This window comes from Actinomadura luteofluorescens (assembly GCF_013409365.1).
GTDB lineage: Bacteria > Actinomycetota > Actinomycetes > Streptosporangiales > Streptosporangiaceae > Spirillospora > Spirillospora luteofluorescens.
Genome location: NZ_JACCBA010000001.1, coordinates 3,882,809 through 3,897,825, shown reverse-complemented (window position 1 = coordinate 3,897,825; position 15,017 = coordinate 3,882,809). Strand labels below are relative to the sequence as shown.

The window sequence follows — 15,017 nt, the reverse complement described above, 5'->3', positions numbered from 1 at the left end:
CGCAGGTCGGACGCTGTTTCCTGCAGCATATGGAGGTGGGTAGGGGCGGGGTCGAAGCGCCGACCATCCGCTCTTCGAAAGTAGTAACCACCGTGAGCCTTTTTCAGCGGCAGTTCGATGTGCGCTGATCACAGCATGATCGCGGACGGTGTGGGCGGTGCCGGACGTCAAGAAACCCCTGGTAGGACGGTTGGTCTCTCACAACGTCCCGTCCCCACCAGAGGCCTCACATGCTTTTGTACCGTGCTTCGCTGCCGTTGTCGCGCCGGACCCTGGCCTACGCCACCGGTGTCGTCCGCCGCCACCGCCAGGCCCTCGGCAGCAGGGGCCGGTGCCTGCCCCCGGGCATGCAGGCTCTGATGACCTTGGTCTACCTGCGCAAGGGCGAGACCTACGCCGAGCTGGGCGCCGGATTCGGCGTCTCCACCGCCACCGCGTGGCGCTACGTCAACGAGACCGTCGACCTTCTCGCCGCCCGAGCGCCCAAACTCGGTGCGGCGCTGGCCAGAGCGGTCAAAGCCGGGCTGCCTTACCTGGTGCTGGACGGCACGTTGGTCTCGATCGACAGGGTCGCCGCCGACCGGCCCTACTACTCGGGAAAACACCGCCGCCACGGCATGAACCTCCAGGTCATCGCCGCACCGGACGGGACCTTGCTGTGGGTGTCGGGACCGCTGCGCGGCTCGGTCCACGACCTGACCGCGGCCCGGATCTGGGGCGTCGTCCGGGCACTGGCGGCCACCGGGCTGCTGGTGCTGGCCGACAAGGCCTACCAGGGCGCCGGCGCGCACATCCTCACGCCCTACAAGGGACGCGACAAGCCCGAACCGCAAAAGGACGCCAACCGTGCACACGCCAAGCTCCGCGGCCCCGGCGAACGCGCGAATGCCCAGCTCAAGTCATGGCGAATCCTGCGGAAGCTGCGCTGCTGCCCCCACCGCGCCGGACGCCTCGCCAAGGCCATCCACACCCTGCAACTCCGCGAGACCGCAGCACGCTGAAAAAGGCTCCGTGATCACGTGCGACGTGCCGAGGTAGACGGTGTCCAGCGGCTGTCGGTGGTGACCCGTGTGGGACTGTTGTCGTCAGGGCTGGCGCCAGCTTCGTCGGCTCTGCCTTCGGCTTCGAGCCGTCGTCCTTACTGCTGCAGCGACGGCCTGCACCTGGCCCCTACAGGAACCCGGCGCCCTCCGAGCGGCCATCGCCGCGAGGTCCCGGAGATCAAGATAGGCGCATCTCCCTTCGAGGGACCGTTTCACCTGCGCGGACATGCAGTATATGATGATCTATTTTTTTGGCCCATCGATCTTCCGGGTATCAGGAAGGTCGGGTGCGGGAGTCACCGGGTCGTTCTCACGAGCACACGACCAGAAGTGGCCGTCCAGGGAGAACTTCGGGCGAGCATCGTCGGGTGAAACAGTAACGAGGCGGGTGGAGATCCATTCACCCTTGATCGGTACCGGTAGTCCGAGCGCGCGGGCGGCGTGCGGATGTGACCCTTGGTGACCCAACACGATGATGCCCTCCGGGCGCAGATGTATCCGTGCGTCGCGGGCTCGCTTCGGTGAGTCGTCCTGCTGGCCAACGGTCAACACTGTCTGCCGGCCGACGATCCGTCCGTGCACCTCGCGGAACAACTGATTCAGACGCTGCTGGCCCGACGAGCGTCGGTGTGGCAGCGAGGCAGTGAGAATCCGCTCGCGCACTTCGGCATCCAGGTGGCGCAGCAGGTTTGTCGGCAAATCTGTCTGAAGGCCGCCCCAGAGCCAGTACACCTCAGACTTGGCGCTGTCCGAGAGCTTGCGCTTGTTGTCTCGGTTGTATGCACGCACGCGGTCGCCGTTCGCATCCGGCTTCTTCTTCCAGCGCAGGCGCTCATCGGTGATCCGCACGATGCCCGCGGCCCACTGGCTCGTGTCGTCATTCATCCAGGTCACGACCGCCGCATGGTCGGCACGACCACTCCGTTCGCCGTGGTCAGGACACAGATACATCTCCATCGGGATCTCCCAGCCACCGAGATCCTTGGAGAACTTGCAGTCGACGTCGAGGCCAGCGATGGACCAGTCGAGGTCCCTGCCGTTCGCGATCTCGAACTCCTTGGTGAGGTTCACCTCAACAGCCGTGCCGAGATACGTCTTCTCGGTCTTCGTCAGGTGCTGGTACGCCCAGCGCCCCGTCCGCTGGCCATCGAGCAACTCATCAAGGGAGTCACGCAGCGCCCACCGAAAGCGCTCTCGCGCCCCAGGCTGGTTGTCGAACCACTCCACGAACGGGGCGAGGCCATCAGCAACCTGCTGTGTAAGACCGGACTGAATCCGCCACTCACGCGGAATCTTGCTCATAGCCTCGCGTGGGAGATCCCAGGTGCGGAACATGTTGCGGCGCGAGTGCATCGCCGCCAACGCTCGCGAGTCCTGAGTGGCATCCTGCGGGAACGGCAGGGTTGCTTGAATCGTCACGCACAGCAGTCTGGCAGCAGGCACCGACAGCCCGACCGTCAGAGGGTCCCGGCCAACCTTGATCCGGATGTCCGAAGCTCACGAAGCTGCTCCGCCGACGCTTCGCCCTCGTCGATAGGGGTGCCCTCACGCGGCTGCATGTCTATGCTGACCACCAGTAGGACATGCATGAGATATGCGTCCCGACTATACGGATGCATTCGACAGTAGAGCCTTCTGATCCGTAGCAAGGTCAGCGACGTCCAGAACCGTCCCCACACATGCTCTGACCAGGGCCACACCCTCCCGCATGTCCATACCCGTCCAAGGTCATCCGGCCCCGTTGTTAGCACGGCCGTTAGCACGTACACCCGTCCCGGAGGGTGCGCCCGCGCGAACGGCGAGACGGTGTGACAGACGGATTCGCGCGGGCGTGCCCTCCGGCCCGCGGGGGGCTGGGGGTCGCGAGACCCCCGCTTCTGGCACGTCCAGCCTGCTCTGATTCGTCCTGAGTGGCGGTTGTTCCGTCTGGGAGGGAAAATCAGCGCGACCTGGTCCAGCTGACCCGGATGAGCAGACCAGGGCTGGCCATGACCTCGACGGAGCCGGGATCTTGTTCCTAGGCTCGGAGTGTTCACCGGCAATCAAGGCGCCAAGAATGGAGTCGTGCAAGCTTAACCCAATAGAGATTTGAAAAAGATAGCAAGTTATGCAATAATTAAATGTTAAACATGGGAGGGGTTGAGTGAACGATAAGGTCATGGCTCTGTATGAGATGGCCTTTCGCGACCGCTATCAGGAGTGCTTCGAAGATGAGTTCCAGGAATTCTTTTCGGAGATTATGGAACGAGCACACCCGGATGGCGACTTCGTTCGCGTCAGGCCTTGGGGTCGACAGGGTGACGAGAAAAATGATGGATACATAATCTCCTTGCGAACTGTGTTCGCCGTGTATGCCCCGCGCAAACCTACGGCAGCGGGTGCCAAGAAGAAGATAGAAAGCGACTTCAAGGGCTGCCTTCCACATTGGAAGAATTATATTGACCGCTGGATCTTTGTACACAATGATCGAGAGGGCGTGGGGCCGACGGTCCTCAAGACGATCCTCGATCTCAATAAGGAGCAGCAAAACGAAGTAGCGTTCCCCTGGGGCAGGGAAGCTCTGGCTGAGCGAGTCAGGGGGCTAAGTCATAGGGATCTCCGAACTCTCTTCCCAACGGTTCCGACAATCGCTGACTTCGTTGATGTTGGCATGGAGGAAATCCAGCCAGTTTTAGATCACCTGGAGCGAGCGCGCGTTCCGAGTGGCGGCGATCTGCGTCCGGTTCCTGAAGATAAGCTTGAATATAACCAATTGTCCGACGCGGTAGGGCAATTGATAAGGCTTGGTTCTACGCCCGCCCGGACCGTTCGCGCTTATTATCAGCGCGTGAGTGACGAACTTCTTAAGGATCAGACGGCACGCGCGTTTGCGGACAAGTACCAAGAACTGCGCAGATCTGGCCTAGATCCGGATGCGATATATGAGGATCTCCGGAGATGGGTGATCGGGTCGGATATTGCGACGCCCACGCGCCATGTGGCCGTGTACGGTGTTCTGGCTTACTTCTTCCAGGAATGCGACATATTTCTCAGACCACCAGAGGAGGGCTAGAGGTGATCCTACCGACTAAAGGTATCGGCGCTGATCGTGCCCTTCTCACTATCGGTGCCCGGATCATTGAGGAACTTGATGAGGCGGCAACGGTCAGCGGTATTTGGTATCTCGTACGGCACGGCAAAAGCGAAGACAGAGACGCTCCCCCTCTTACCTTCGACTGGTTCGTCCTCGCATTGGATCTCCTATACGCGACGGGCGCTATTCAGCATGGTCCAGCCAACACGCTTAGGCGAGCCCGATGATCACTAGAGTTTTCAGCTCTCTGCCCTCATTTAAAGAACTCGAACTCCACCCGGGTCTCAACATTCTCCTTGCCGACGTAACCCCTCAATCCAAGGAGGTAGACACTCGCAATGGCGTAGGCAAAAGCAGTCTCATAGAATTGCTGCATTTCCTTCTAGGGGGCAATGCGGACCCATCCAGCCTGTTCCGCAACGAGGCGCTGGCTCCGTATGAGTTCGGTATTGAGCTACAAGTTCCAGTACCACCGAACACCGATAATGATACTGACCAGCCTACTATTCGCGTTCGTCGCTCAGGATCTAACCCAGCTAAGGTAACTGTCGACGGCTGGGAATCCGTTGTCGGCTCTCCGAGCGCCATAATCCCGAACACTGTCTGGAAGACCCTGCTAGCGAGGCATTTCTTCGGTCTCCCAGAACAGCCCGCCGGCGGGCCCTCAGCCCGTTCGATCTTCTCTTACCTTGTCCGCCGTGAGCGGAGTGGCGGATTCCAAGAGACGACTAAACACACCTCTCAACAGTCAACAGCAGATCAGCAGGTCAATCTTGCCTACCTACTCGGACTTGATTGGACCATTTCACAAGGATGGGATGCTGTAAGACAACGGGAGAAATCCCTTAGAGAGTTGAGGAAGGCCGCCCGCGACGGGGCGCTCGGTGAATCGATTGGCAAGACAGCGGAGTTGCGGGCGGCTTTGGCCGTTGCCCAAGCTGGGGTCTCACGGCTCACTGAGCAGATCAGCAGTTTTCGTGTAGTCGATGAGTATGCAGAGTTGCAGGGACAGGCAACAAAGCTCAGTAGGAGTATCTCGGATCTCAATGACGAGAATGTTCTAGATAAGAGATATCTGGATAAACTCAGCGATGACGCCCGGACGGAACCCGCTCCGGATCCCGAACGGCTGCGGCTACTCTACGAGCTTGCTGGCGTCGAACTTCCAGGAGTAGCGCTGAAGTCTTACGAGGACGTTCGCGCTTTCCACGAATCAGTAGTTTCTAACAGACGTGCTTATCTTCAGGAAGAGGTAGCGGCCACGGAGGCTAGGATCTCTAGACGCGAGCGAGAGCTCAAGGAACTCGACTCTCGCCGATCAGAGATAATGATCTTGCTGCAGGCCGGCGGAGCACTCGAAACTTTTTCCGAGTTGCAGAAGGAATTGGCGCGCCGCGAGGGTGAAGTCGAACGTTTGAGTCAACGGTATGCCACCGCTGAAGCGCTTGAATCCCAGCAAGTCACTCTGGGGCTTGAGCGTCAGAAGCTACAAGAGCGTCTTCAGCGAGATTTTCGTGAACGGTCGAATGGCCTCAGCCGGGCAACCGTGATCTTTCAGGAGATGTCCAATTCTATCTACGGCGATCGAGGCGGACTACTTGTCATCTCGGGGACCGAGAACGGCCCGCAAATAGGCGTAACCATTGATGGTGAGCGCAGCAAGGGAATCACGAATATGCTCACCTACTGCTTCGACCTTACTTTGATGAAAATCGCTGTGCCAGAGTACCGTTGTCCCCCGTTCGTGGCACACGATAGTCATATCTTCGATGGAGTCGATAGCAGGCAGATCGGTGCCGCATTGCGCACTGGTTACGCGGAGGCACGTGATGTCGGTTATCAGCACCTTGTGACGCTTAACAGCGACAATCTGCCAGATAACCTGGACCTCCCGCTAGATTCAATCGTGCTCCCGGTACGCCTGACGGATCAGTACGAAAGCGGCGGCCTCTTCGGCCTCAGGTTTCAGTGAGATTGCCCGATGCAACACGCTGTACGGCGGACGGGCGACGTGGCGCGGCGGGACCGGACGGGACAGGGCCGCATGCCCGGCGCGCCGGGGCGGGCGGCCGCCGGCGGCCGCGGAGCGGGCGCCCTTGACAACGTTGTCCGACCTGAGCGAAAGCCGCGCACAGCGCAGGGATACGAGAGCGTGATCCGGCTTTACCTCATCCCGGAACTGGGCAAGAAGCGGCTCGGCAAGCTGGCCGTACGCGACGTCCGGGCCTTCATCAACCGCGTTCGGGCGCAGTGCCTCTGCTGCAAGCACGGTGTTGATGCGGCCCGCGATGTGTCCCGGTGCTGCGCCCTCAAGGGCGGCCAGTGCTGCGAGTCTCACCCGTCCGTGCGGATGGTCCAATTGATTCACGCTGTGCTGCGCAACGCGCTGGAATCGGCTGTCCGTGAGGAGGTCATCCCGCGCAACGTAGCCAAGCTCGTCAAAGTCGGTGCGCCAAAGTACAAGGTGAACCGCGGGCTCACGGTCGACCAGGCGCGCGACGTCCTCAAGGCGGCCCGCGACGAACGGCTCTATGCGCTCTACGTCCTGGCGCTCTGCCTCGGCCTGCGGCGCGGTGAACTGCTCGGCCTGCGCTGGGAGGACGCCACCCTCGTCGGTTGCCGGACCTGCGACGGTGAGGGCGGCGAGGTAGACGGGGCTGAGTGCCAGAACTGCGCCGGTAGTGGAGTCGAGAGCGCCACGCTGGAAGTCTCGCGGACGCTTCAGCGGGTCGGGGGAGCGCTACGGTTCGTCCGTCCCAAGACCGACGACTCCGAGCGAAGCATCCCGTTGCCTCCTGTCTGCATCACGGCCCTGTGCGAGCACAGGGTGAAGCAGGCGGCCGAACGGGCGGACGCTTGGCAGGACTGGGAGGACAACGGCCTCGTCTTCCCGTCCCGACGCGGTACACCCATGGAGCCGGACAACCTTCGCCGTAGCTGGGGCCGCGTCCGCGCGGCGGCCAGCCTGGAGTCGATGCGCTTCCACGACATGCGGCACACCTGCGTCTCACTGCTGCTCCATCTCGGCATCGCGCCCAATGTCGTCCGGGACATCGTTGGTCACAGCGACATCGAAGTGACGATGACGATCTACGCGCACACCTCGCTTGACGACAAGCGCGCGGCGCTCCGCAAGTTGGGGGATGCGCTCGGCTGACCTGAAGCTTGCTGTTCTGGGGTTTCGTAATGATGCGAAGCCCCCAGAACCTCGGTGGAATCAGCTCCAACGACGCTATGTTGTGCGCTTGTGAACCTTGCAAGTGGCGAGGATTTAATGAAGGGCTTGGCATGGACGAGTGGATTCAGTGCCTGGAGCAGGTGGTCAGTAGGCATCGTCGGCGACTGGCTGCGCTGACTGGGCAGTCTGAGAAGACCCGTCAGTACGCTGACTGGGCCAAGGAGGGCCACTCCTCGGCTATCTGGGTCAAGTACGTGCCCGGGGAAGCTCGCAAAACGGTGACGGGCCTGGGCTCAGCAGAGCAGGACTTCGCATCGGAGATTGCGGAGGTCATCTCTTGGCGTGAAGACCCGATCGTGTACCGGAGGAACTATGGCCACGTGGAGGTGTTTCACGGTCGACTCAGTTGCGGCTGGCTGGGCGACTTCTGGTCTAAGCAGCTTCTTGGCGAGGCCCAGAAGCAGGGTTTGCGACCTTGCGTCGCGTGTGGTGGGGAAGCGTTGGCAACTCGACGATTGATGGTTGCCTCGTAGACGTTGCCGTCAGGGTTGCCGTCAAAAGGCCCGGAACCATGAATGGTTCCGAGCCTTTTGGCTGGTCAGATGTGGTGGGCAGGGGCGGGGTCGAACCGCCGACCTTCCGCTTTTCAGGCGGACGCTCGTACCGACTGAGCTACCTGCCCAGGACGCGTGGTGGTGCGTCTGGCGGTCCTGACGGGATTTGAACCCGCGGCCTCCACCTTGACAGGGTGGCGAGCACTCCTAACTGCTCCACAGGACCTTGCGTCTCCGAGCCTATCGGCTCTGGAGGGGTGTCTTGGCCGGTGTGCCCGGCGCTTGGCGACGTCCGAGAGCATACGCGATGGCCGAGTGGGTCGCCAACTCGATTACCCCGGGCGGGTGAGGGGACGATCCGGGCGGGGAGAAACAGGACGGACAAGAGTGTTTCGTGTTTGTGCTTGGGGCTCCTACTCTGTCCGAGTTGCGCAACCGTGCGTGATCGGAGGGTGGCGCCGGATCCCCCTGTGGGGACGGCTGTAGAGAGGAGGCCGCGTGGTCGCGAAGCTCCCAGACCAGAGCGCGGAGGACTACCAACGCGGGCTTGGTACCCGCCAGATCCAGATGCTGGCCATCGGCGGGACGATCGGCACCGGGCTGTTCCTGGGGGCCGGGGAGAACATCGCCAAGGCCGGGCCCAGCCTGATCCTGACGTACGCCGTGGCGGGGCTGGCGCTGTTCTTCGTCATGCGGGCGCTCGGCGAGCTGCTCACCTACCGGCGGGCCGAGGGCGGGTTCGCCGGATACGCCAGGGAGTTCCTGGGGCCGTTCTGGGGGTACGCCACGACCTGGACGTACTGGATCATCTGGGTGACGACCGGGATGGCGGAGCTGACCGCGGCCGGCAAGTACATCCAGAAGTGGTGGCCGGGCGTCGAGCAGTGGCAGACGGCGCTGGTGGCGCTGGTGGTCCTGTTCGTGGTGAACCTGATCTCGGTGAAGCTCTTCGGGGAGCTGGAGTTCTGGTTCGCGATGATCAAGGTCGCGGCGATCGTGATGATGATCCTGGTCGGGATCGGGGTGCTGGTCTTCGGGTTCAGCGACGCGGGGGACACCGCGCGGGTCGGGAACCTGTGGGACCACGGGGGCGTGTTCCCCGAGGGGGCCGGGGCCACGATCATGACGCTGCAGATGGTGATGTTCGCCTACCTGGGCGTCGAGCTGGTGGGCGTGACTGCGAGCGAGGCCAAGGACCCGGAGAAGAACATCCCGCGGGCGATCAACGCGCTGCCGGTGCGGTTCGCGCTGTTCTACCTGGGGTCGCTGCTGGTGATCCTCGCGGTGGTGCCGTGGACGGCGTTCAAGGGCGGGGCGAGCCCGTTCGTGCTGGCGTTCGACCGGATCGGCATTCCGGGCGGCGCGGACATCGTCAACTTCGTGGTGCTGACGGCGGCGCTGTCGTCGTGCAATGCGGGCGGGCTGTACTCGACGTCGCGGATGCTGCGGACGGCCGGCGTCAACGGTGACGGTCCGAAGGTGCTCGGACGGCTCAACGGGCGCGGCGTGCCCGTCCTGACCGTCGTCATCTCCGCGCTGGTCATGGGCATCGGCGTGGTCGTCAACGCGGTGGTGCCGGACAAGGCGTTCGAGTACATCACCTCGGTGTCGACGGGTGGCGCGCTGCTGGTGTGGACGGTGATCCTGCTCGCGCACATGGCGTACCGGCGGCGGTCCGCGGCCGGGGAGCTGCCGAAGGCGCCGTACCGGATGCCGTGGGCGCCGTACACGAACTGGGCCGTGCTGGCGTTCTTCGCGTTCGTGACCGTGACGATCGCGTGGGAGGCCGACACGCGGATCGCGCTGTACGTGATGGCGGCCTGGGCGGCGCTGGTCGTGGTCGGCTGGCCGTTCGTCCGGCGCAGCTCGCAGGAGGCGCGGGTGCCGCTGCCGCTGGCCGAGGAGAGCACGAGCGCCTGAGTGAGGGCATCCCACGGCGGGACGGCGCCCGCCGTGGGATGATCCTTCCTGGAGGTTCCTTCCCTCCGGAGGCGCACGTGACCAGCAGGCTTGAGATCCGGGTGCGATGGGTCCTGCTGTTCGTGGTGGGCGTCGCGAACATCATCGGATCGCTGGTGGTGCTGCTGTTCGCGACGTTCGTGGTCCCCGACCCGCCGCTGGACGACCGCGACTACGTGCATCTGGTGAACGCGGTGGCGTTCTTCAGCTATCCGGTGGTCGCGGCTCCGGCGGCGCTGCTGTGCGGGCTGTGGCTGTGGCGTCCGGTGGTCACGTTCGTCCGGGACGGGGGAGAGCCCGACCGGCGGCAGCGCCGGGCCGTGCTGCTCGGGCCGTTGCGGCTGACGCTGCTCGTCGGGGCGCTGTGGGCGGTCGGCGCGCTCGGCTGGGCGGCGCTCGACCTGGTCCTGTTCACCGGGCGGCTGGCGGTGAAGACGGGGCTGACGTGCCTGCTCGGCGCGGGCACGACCTGCACGATCGTCTACCTGCTGTCGGAGCGGCTGCTGCGGCCGGCGGCGGCGCTGGTGCTGGGCGCGGAGCGTCCGAAGCGGCTCCGGCTGCCCGGGGTGACGACGCGGGTGATGCTCGCCTGGGCGCTCGGGACGGCGATCCCGGTGTTCGGGCTGATCTGCGTCGCGATCGCGGCGCTGGCCTCGCCGGACATCAACGTCACCCAGCTCGCGATCACGATCCTCGGGCTCGGCGGCGCCGCGCTGCTGGCGGGGGTCTGCGTGATCTACATGGCGACGCGGGCGATCGCCGACCCGATCAAGGCGGTGCGCAGCGGGATGGCGCAGGTCGAGCGGGGCGACCTCGGCGCCGAGGTGGACGTGTACGACGCGAGCGAGGTCGGGCAGCTGCAGGCCGGGTTCAACCACATGGTCGCGGGGCTGCGCGAGATCGAGTGGCTGCGCGACCTGTTCGGGCGGCATGTCGGCGAGGAGGTCGCCGACCTGGCGCTGGAGCGCGGCGTCGTCACGCTGGGCGGCGAGACGCGGGAGGTGGCCGTCCTGTTCGTGGACCTGACCGGGTCCACCAGGCTGGCCGACACGCGCGGCCCCGACGAGGTGGTGGGGCTGCTCAACCGCTTCTTCGGCGTCGTGGTGTCGGCGGTGGCCAGGCACGGCGGCTGGATCAACAAGTTCGAGGGGGACGCGGCGCTGGCGATCTTCGGGGCGCCGACGCAGGTGGAGGACTCGGCGGGCGGGGCGCTCGGCGCGGCCCGCGAGCTGGCGGTGCGGCTGCGCGCCGAGGTGCCGATGCTGGACGCGGGGATCGGGGTGTCCGCGGGCCCGGTCGTCGCCGGGTACATCGGCGCGGAGGAGCGGTTCGAGTACACGGTGATCGGCGATCCGGTGAACGAGGCGGCCCGGCTCAGCGACCTCGCCAAGGACGAGGAGGGACGGGTGCTCGCCTCGGCGGCCGTCCTGGAGCTGGCGCACCTCGCAGAGTCCGACGAATGGGATCTCGGACGTTCGGTGACGCTGCGCGGGCGGAGCCGTCCGACACGGCTGGGCACGCCGCGCCGCCACGCGCTTCCCGTGATCCCCGCTCCGCGGCGCGAGCCGGAGCCGGGGCGCCCGCTCCGGCGCGGCAGGAGGCTGCTGTTCGGCGCGCTGGTGCTGGCGAAGGCGGCCAAGAGCGCGCGGGCCGCCGGGCCGGACGGCGGCGAGGAGCCCGGAGGTCATTCGGGCGGCCCGGCCGTGTCTGACTCGTCCTGACGGGACCCGATGCGTATCGTCACCTTCGGTACACAGTCTGCTACCGATCCGTAACTCCGGTGTCACCGGACGGGCCGAGGGTTGGGGCGGACAGCCCCGGCTCCCGAGAGGTGACTGATGCACCGGCGGAATCGTCTCGCGCTCATCGCCGTCCTGGCCACCGCGGCCGTCGCCGTCCCGGCGGCGCCCGCCGACGCCCGTCCAGGCCCCGACCCGCTCCTGTCCCTGCTGCCGGGCGCCCCGGAACCGCGCCCGCGCACCGCCCCCGCCAGGGCCCCGGATCCGGACGCCGGCGTCGTGAACGTCGCGCACCGCGGCGCGTCCGCGTACGCGCCGGAGAACACGCTGGCGGCGTTCCGGCTCGCCCAGGCCAAGCGGGCGGACATGTTCGAGCTGGACGTCCAGGAGACCAAGGACCACCAGCTCGTGATCATGCACGACACCACCCTGGCCCGGACGACGAACGCGGAGGAGGTCTACCCCGGCCGCGGTCCCTGGAAGGTCGCCGACTTCACCCTCGCCGAGATCGGGAGGCTCGACGCCGGGGGCTGGTTCGCGCGCAAGTACGCGGGCGAGCGCGTCCCGACGCTCGGCCAGGTGCTGGCCGCGATGCGCGACCGGGGCCTCGGGCTGCTGCTGGAGATCAAGAGCCCCGAGCTGTACCCGGGCATCGAGGGGCGTATCGCGGCGGAGCTGCGGAGGTCCCCGTCCTGGCTCCGGTACGACCCGCGGGAGCGGCGCCTCGTCGTCCAGTCGTTCGACTGGGAGTCGGTGCGGCGGTTCCACGCCGTCCTGCCGAAGGTGCCGACCGGACTGCTCGGTACCCCGAAGGCCGCGGACCTGCCGAAGCTCGCGAAGTACGCGGACCAGGTCAATCCGCCCTTCGCCGGCCTGACCGAGGACTACGTCGACGAGGTGCACGACGCCGGGATGGACCTGCTCACCTGGACGGTCAACGACCCCGGCGACATGGAACGGGCGATCGACCTCGACGTGGACGGGATCATCACCAACAGGCCGGACGTCCTGCACGGCGTCGTGGACGGCTCCGCCGAGCGGGCGGCCTGATCAGGCGGGCCACCGGCGCGCGCGGGCGATCAGCGCCCGCGCCGCCGGGCCGCGCGGCCCCTCGGCGCGCCAGGCCAGGGCGATCCGCCCGGTCAGCCGCGGCCGGACGACCGGGAGCGCGCGCAGGTCGTCCGGGCGGTCGCGGGCGGCGGACTCGGGCAGCACGGCGACGCCGAGGCCGTGCGCGGCGATCTCCGCGAGGACGGGCGGCTCGCCCGCCTCGAACGCGACGCGCGGGCGCAGCCCGGCGTCCGCGAAGGCCCCGTCCAGGACGGACCGCAGCCCGGTGCCCCTGGGCAGGCAGATCAGGTTCTCCTCGGCGAGCGCCCGCAGGGTGATCGTGGACCTGCGCGCCAGCGGGTGGGCGCTGGCGACCGCGGCGACGAGGTCCTGCTCGATGACGACCCGCGTCGCGAGACCCTCGGGCGGGCCGGCGCCGAGGCTGAGGAACGCCAGGTCGATCCGCCCGGTGCGGAGCCCCTCGGTCAGGGTGGCGGAGTCCTCCTGGACGACGGTGATCTCGACGTCCGGGTGGTCGCGGTGGAAACCGGCCAGCATGCCGGGAAGGTCCAGCGACCGGATCCAGTCGATCGTGCCGATCGTGACGTGCCCGCGGAGCAGGCCGGTCAGCTCGTCCACGGCCAGCCGGGCGCCCTCGACCGCCGCCAGCGCGGCCCGCGCGTAGGGCAGGACGGCGGCGCCGACCTCGGTCAGCCGGACGGTCCGGCCGGAGCGGTCGAGCAGCGGCTGGCCCAGTTCCCGCTCCAGTTGCCGGATCTGGGCGCTCACGCCGGGCTGGGCGACGTGCAGCCGGGCCGCGGCCTTGGTGAAGCCGGCCTCTTCCGTCACCGCCACGAAGTACTCAAGCTGGCGCAGCTCCATAACCGAGCATGCTAGCCGGGCTGCTTTCCAGTGCCCGGGCTTCTGCCTGCCCGGTCGGTCCGGCAACCATTTCTTTTGCCTGTCTTGGCCGCATCTCTGCTGTTCGGAGGACTGATCCCGGCGTGTGCGGTGATTACCTCACCTGCGGGAGGTCGGGTGGACGGACGGCGCACATGGTCCATACGGGTGCGGATGACCGTTATTGCCGGGACGGTCACCGCCGTGATCTGCGTGATCGTGACGACGCTGATCCTCGTGGAGGCGCGCGGATCGGAGACCGACTCCGCCCGCGGCGAGGCGACCGCGGCCGCGCTCCGGCTGTCGTACACCCTGCGGCGCGGGTCGGTGCCCGGCCGGATCGACGGGATTCCGGGCGTCATGCTGCAGGTCATGGACGAGCGGCGGCGGGTGATCGCGGGGACGCCGGGACGGGTGCCGGCCCGGCGGCCGCTCGCCGGCTTCGTCCCGTCGGAGACGCGCGTGTACAGCACCCGGAAGGTGTGCTCGCCGGTGCGGCGCCACCGGTGCCTGTGGGTGATCGGCTTCCGCGTCTTCAAGCCGGGCGGCGACTGGCTGATCTACGCCGCCGTCCCCATCGTCCCCTGGTACGTGAGCCCCGGCCTGCTCATGTTCCTGGCCAGCGTCTCGCTGCTGGTGATCCTGCTGGGCTGCCTGCGCGCCTGGGCGACGGTGGACCAGACCCTCGCCCCGGTGGACGCGATCCGGGCCGAACTGGCGGAGATCACCGCGCACCGCTCGGGACGCCGGGTGACGGTGCCGGAGAGCCGGGACGAGATCAGGCGGCTAGCGGAGGCCGCGAACGCGACCCTGGACCGGCTGGACGGCGCCCTCGAACGGCAGCGCAGCTTCACCTCCGACGCGTCCCATGACCTGCGCAGCCCCATCGCGGCCGCGCGCGCCCAGATCGAGGAGGCGCTGCTGTTCCCCGACGACGTCGACTGGCCGCGGACGGCGCGGAGCGTCCTGCAGAGCCTGGAGCGGCTCCAGGCGATCGTGACGGACCTGCTGCAGCTCGCCCGGCTGGACGCCGCCGCCTGGCAGGAGGTCGAGACGATCGACCTCGCCGCGCTGGTCACCATCGAGGTGGCGAGGTCGGACCGGACGAAGCGGATCGTCCCGCACCTCCAGGAGAGCGTGACGGTGCGGGGGGACCGGCTGAGGCTCGTCCGCCTGCTGACGAACCTGCTGGACAACGCCGAGCGGCACGCTGAGTCGCGCGTCGACATCACGGTGTCGCGGGAGGGCGACACCGCCGTGCTGGAGGTCGTCGACGACGGCGCGGGCGTCCCCGAGCGGGACCGGGACCTCGTGTTCCAGCGCTTCGCCCGGCTGGAGGACAGCAGGGCCCGCGACCCGGGCGGCACCGGCCTCGGCCTGCCGATCGCCCGGGAGATCGCCGAGCTGCACGGCGGCAGGCTCACCATCGAGGACAGCGAGCGAGGCGCCCGGTTCGTGCTGCGGATACCGCGCAACCACGACGGCCGGCCGGTCGACTAGCTGTTCTGTCCCGTGAGGTTG

Annotated in this window: 12 protein-coding genes and 2 tRNA genes; 10 read left to right on the top strand and 4 right to left on the bottom strand. The window is 66.5% G+C overall.

All coding sequences use genetic code 11. The annotated features are described in order from the left end of the window. The first annotated feature begins 230 nt into the window (after positions 1-230). A complete protein-coding gene (locus BJY14_RS17885) occupies positions 231-1,001 on the top strand; it encodes a transposase family protein (protein ID WP_179842248.1) in 771 nt (256 codons plus the stop codon). Between the two features lie 285 nt (positions 1,002-1,286). Here the strand turns inward: BJY14_RS17885 and BJY14_RS17880 are convergent, their stop codons facing one another. Then, positions 1,287-2,462 (bottom strand): NaeI family type II restriction endonuclease, encoded by a 1,176-nt coding sequence (locus tag BJY14_RS17880; protein ID WP_218905462.1) that lies wholly within the window; start codon positions 2,460-2,462, stop codon positions 1,287-1,289. A 724-nt stretch (positions 2,463-3,186) separates the two neighbouring features. Between BJY14_RS17880 and BJY14_RS17875 the strand changes: the two genes are divergently transcribed. The 5 genes from BJY14_RS17875 (at position 3,187) to BJY14_RS17860 (ending at position 7,827) form a co-directional block, all read left to right on the top strand. Continuing rightward, the gene (locus BJY14_RS17875; RefSeq protein WP_179844653.1) at positions 3,187-4,095 is read left to right on the top strand and encodes an ABC-three component system protein; all 909 of its coding nucleotides are present in this window, start codon (positions 3,187-3,189) and stop codon (positions 4,093-4,095) included. Beyond that, positions 3,981-4,343 carry an ABC-three component system middle component 6 gene (locus BJY14_RS47715; RefSeq protein ID WP_376770007.1) on the top strand — a complete coding sequence of 121 codons (363 nt, stop codon included), beginning with the start codon at positions 3,981-3,983 and terminating at the stop codon, positions 4,341-4,343. Before BJY14_RS17875 ends, BJY14_RS47715 begins: the two co-directional genes overlap by 115 nt. Next, complete coding sequence (locus tag BJY14_RS17870) at positions 4,340-6,088, top strand: ABC-three component system protein (protein ID WP_179844652.1); 1,749 nt, start codon at positions 4,340-4,342, stop codon at positions 6,086-6,088. The genes BJY14_RS47715 and BJY14_RS17870 overlap by 4 nt, the downstream gene beginning before the upstream one ends. A 9-nt stretch (positions 6,089-6,097) precedes the next feature. After that, positions 6,098-7,273: a tyrosine-type recombinase/integrase gene (locus BJY14_RS17865; RefSeq protein WP_179844651.1), complete on the top strand. Its 1,176-nt coding sequence runs from the start codon at positions 6,098-6,100 to the stop codon at positions 7,271-7,273. 131 nt (positions 7,274-7,404) lie between these two features. Next, complete coding sequence (locus BJY14_RS17860) at positions 7,405-7,827, top strand: hypothetical protein (RefSeq protein WP_179844650.1); 423 nt, start codon at positions 7,405-7,407, stop codon at positions 7,825-7,827. Positions 7,828-7,899: 72 nt separating this feature from the next. Here BJY14_RS17860 and BJY14_RS17855 read toward each other — a convergent pair. Together BJY14_RS17855 and BJY14_RS17850 are read right to left on the bottom strand one after the other, a co-directional pair. Continuing rightward, positions 7,900-7,976, bottom strand: a tRNA-Phe gene (locus BJY14_RS17855). Positions 7,977-7,996: 20 nt separating this feature from the next. Then, positions 7,997-8,074, bottom strand: a tRNA-Asp gene (locus BJY14_RS17850). A 272-nt stretch (positions 8,075-8,346) separates the two neighbouring features. Here BJY14_RS17850 and BJY14_RS17845 point away from each other — a divergent pair. The 3 genes from BJY14_RS17845 to BJY14_RS17835 all read left to right on the top strand — a co-directional run bounded on the left by BJY14_RS17845 (position 8,347) and on the right by BJY14_RS17835 (position 12,596). After that, positions 8,347-9,768, top strand: coding sequence for an amino acid permease (locus BJY14_RS17845; RefSeq protein ID WP_218905460.1), 1,422 nt, complete (start codon positions 8,347-8,349; stop codon positions 9,766-9,768). A 77-nt stretch (positions 9,769-9,845) separates the two neighbouring features. Further along, positions 9,846-11,528 (top strand): adenylate/guanylate cyclase domain-containing protein, encoded by a 1,683-nt coding sequence (locus BJY14_RS17840; RefSeq protein WP_312879292.1) that lies wholly within the window; start codon positions 9,846-9,848, stop codon positions 11,526-11,528. A gap of 117 nt (positions 11,529-11,645) precedes the next feature. Then, positions 11,646-12,596, top strand: coding sequence for a glycerophosphodiester phosphodiesterase (locus BJY14_RS17835; protein WP_179844648.1), 951 nt, complete (start codon positions 11,646-11,648; stop codon positions 12,594-12,596). Here the strand turns inward: BJY14_RS17835 and BJY14_RS17830 are convergent, their stop codons facing one another. After that, positions 12,597-13,478 carry a LysR family transcriptional regulator gene (locus BJY14_RS17830; protein ID WP_179844647.1) on the bottom strand — a complete coding sequence of 294 codons (882 nt, stop codon included), beginning with the start codon at positions 13,476-13,478 and terminating at the stop codon, positions 12,597-12,599. It lies immediately after the preceding gene. Between the two features lie 192 nt (positions 13,479-13,670). Here BJY14_RS17830 and BJY14_RS17825 point away from each other — a divergent pair, with 192 nt between their 5' ends. After that, entirely contained in the window at positions 13,671-14,996 is a 1,326-nt protein-coding gene (locus BJY14_RS17825; RefSeq protein ID WP_179844646.1) for a sensor histidine kinase, read from the top strand. Positions 14,997-15,017: the final 21 nt, after the last annotated feature.

Coding starts and splice junctions, on each gene's coding strand:
- BJY14_RS17885 (WP_179842248.1), top strand. CDS start 231: ATGCTTTTGTACCGTGCTTCGCTGCCGTTGTCGCGCCGGACCCTGGCC.
- BJY14_RS47715 (WP_376770007.1), top strand. CDS start 3,981: ATGGGTGATCGGGTCGGATATTGCGACGCCCACGCGCCATGTGGCCGT.
- BJY14_RS17870 (WP_179844652.1), top strand. CDS start 4,340: ATGATCACTAGAGTTTTCAGCTCTCTGCCCTCATTTAAAGAACTCGAA.
- BJY14_RS17865 (WP_179844651.1), top strand. CDS start 6,098: ATGCAACACGCTGTACGGCGGACGGGCGACGTGGCGCGGCGGGACCGG.
- BJY14_RS17860 (WP_179844650.1), top strand. CDS start 7,405: ATGGACGAGTGGATTCAGTGCCTGGAGCAGGTGGTCAGTAGGCATCGT.
- BJY14_RS17835 (WP_179844648.1), top strand. CDS start 11,646: ATGCACCGGCGGAATCGTCTCGCGCTCATCGCCGTCCTGGCCACCGCG.
- BJY14_RS17830 (WP_179844647.1), bottom strand. CDS start 13,478: ATGGAGCTGCGCCAGCTTGAGTACTTCGTGGCGGTGACGGAAGAGGCC.
- BJY14_RS17825 (WP_179844646.1), top strand. CDS start 13,671: ATGACCGTTATTGCCGGGACGGTCACCGCCGTGATCTGCGTGATCGTG.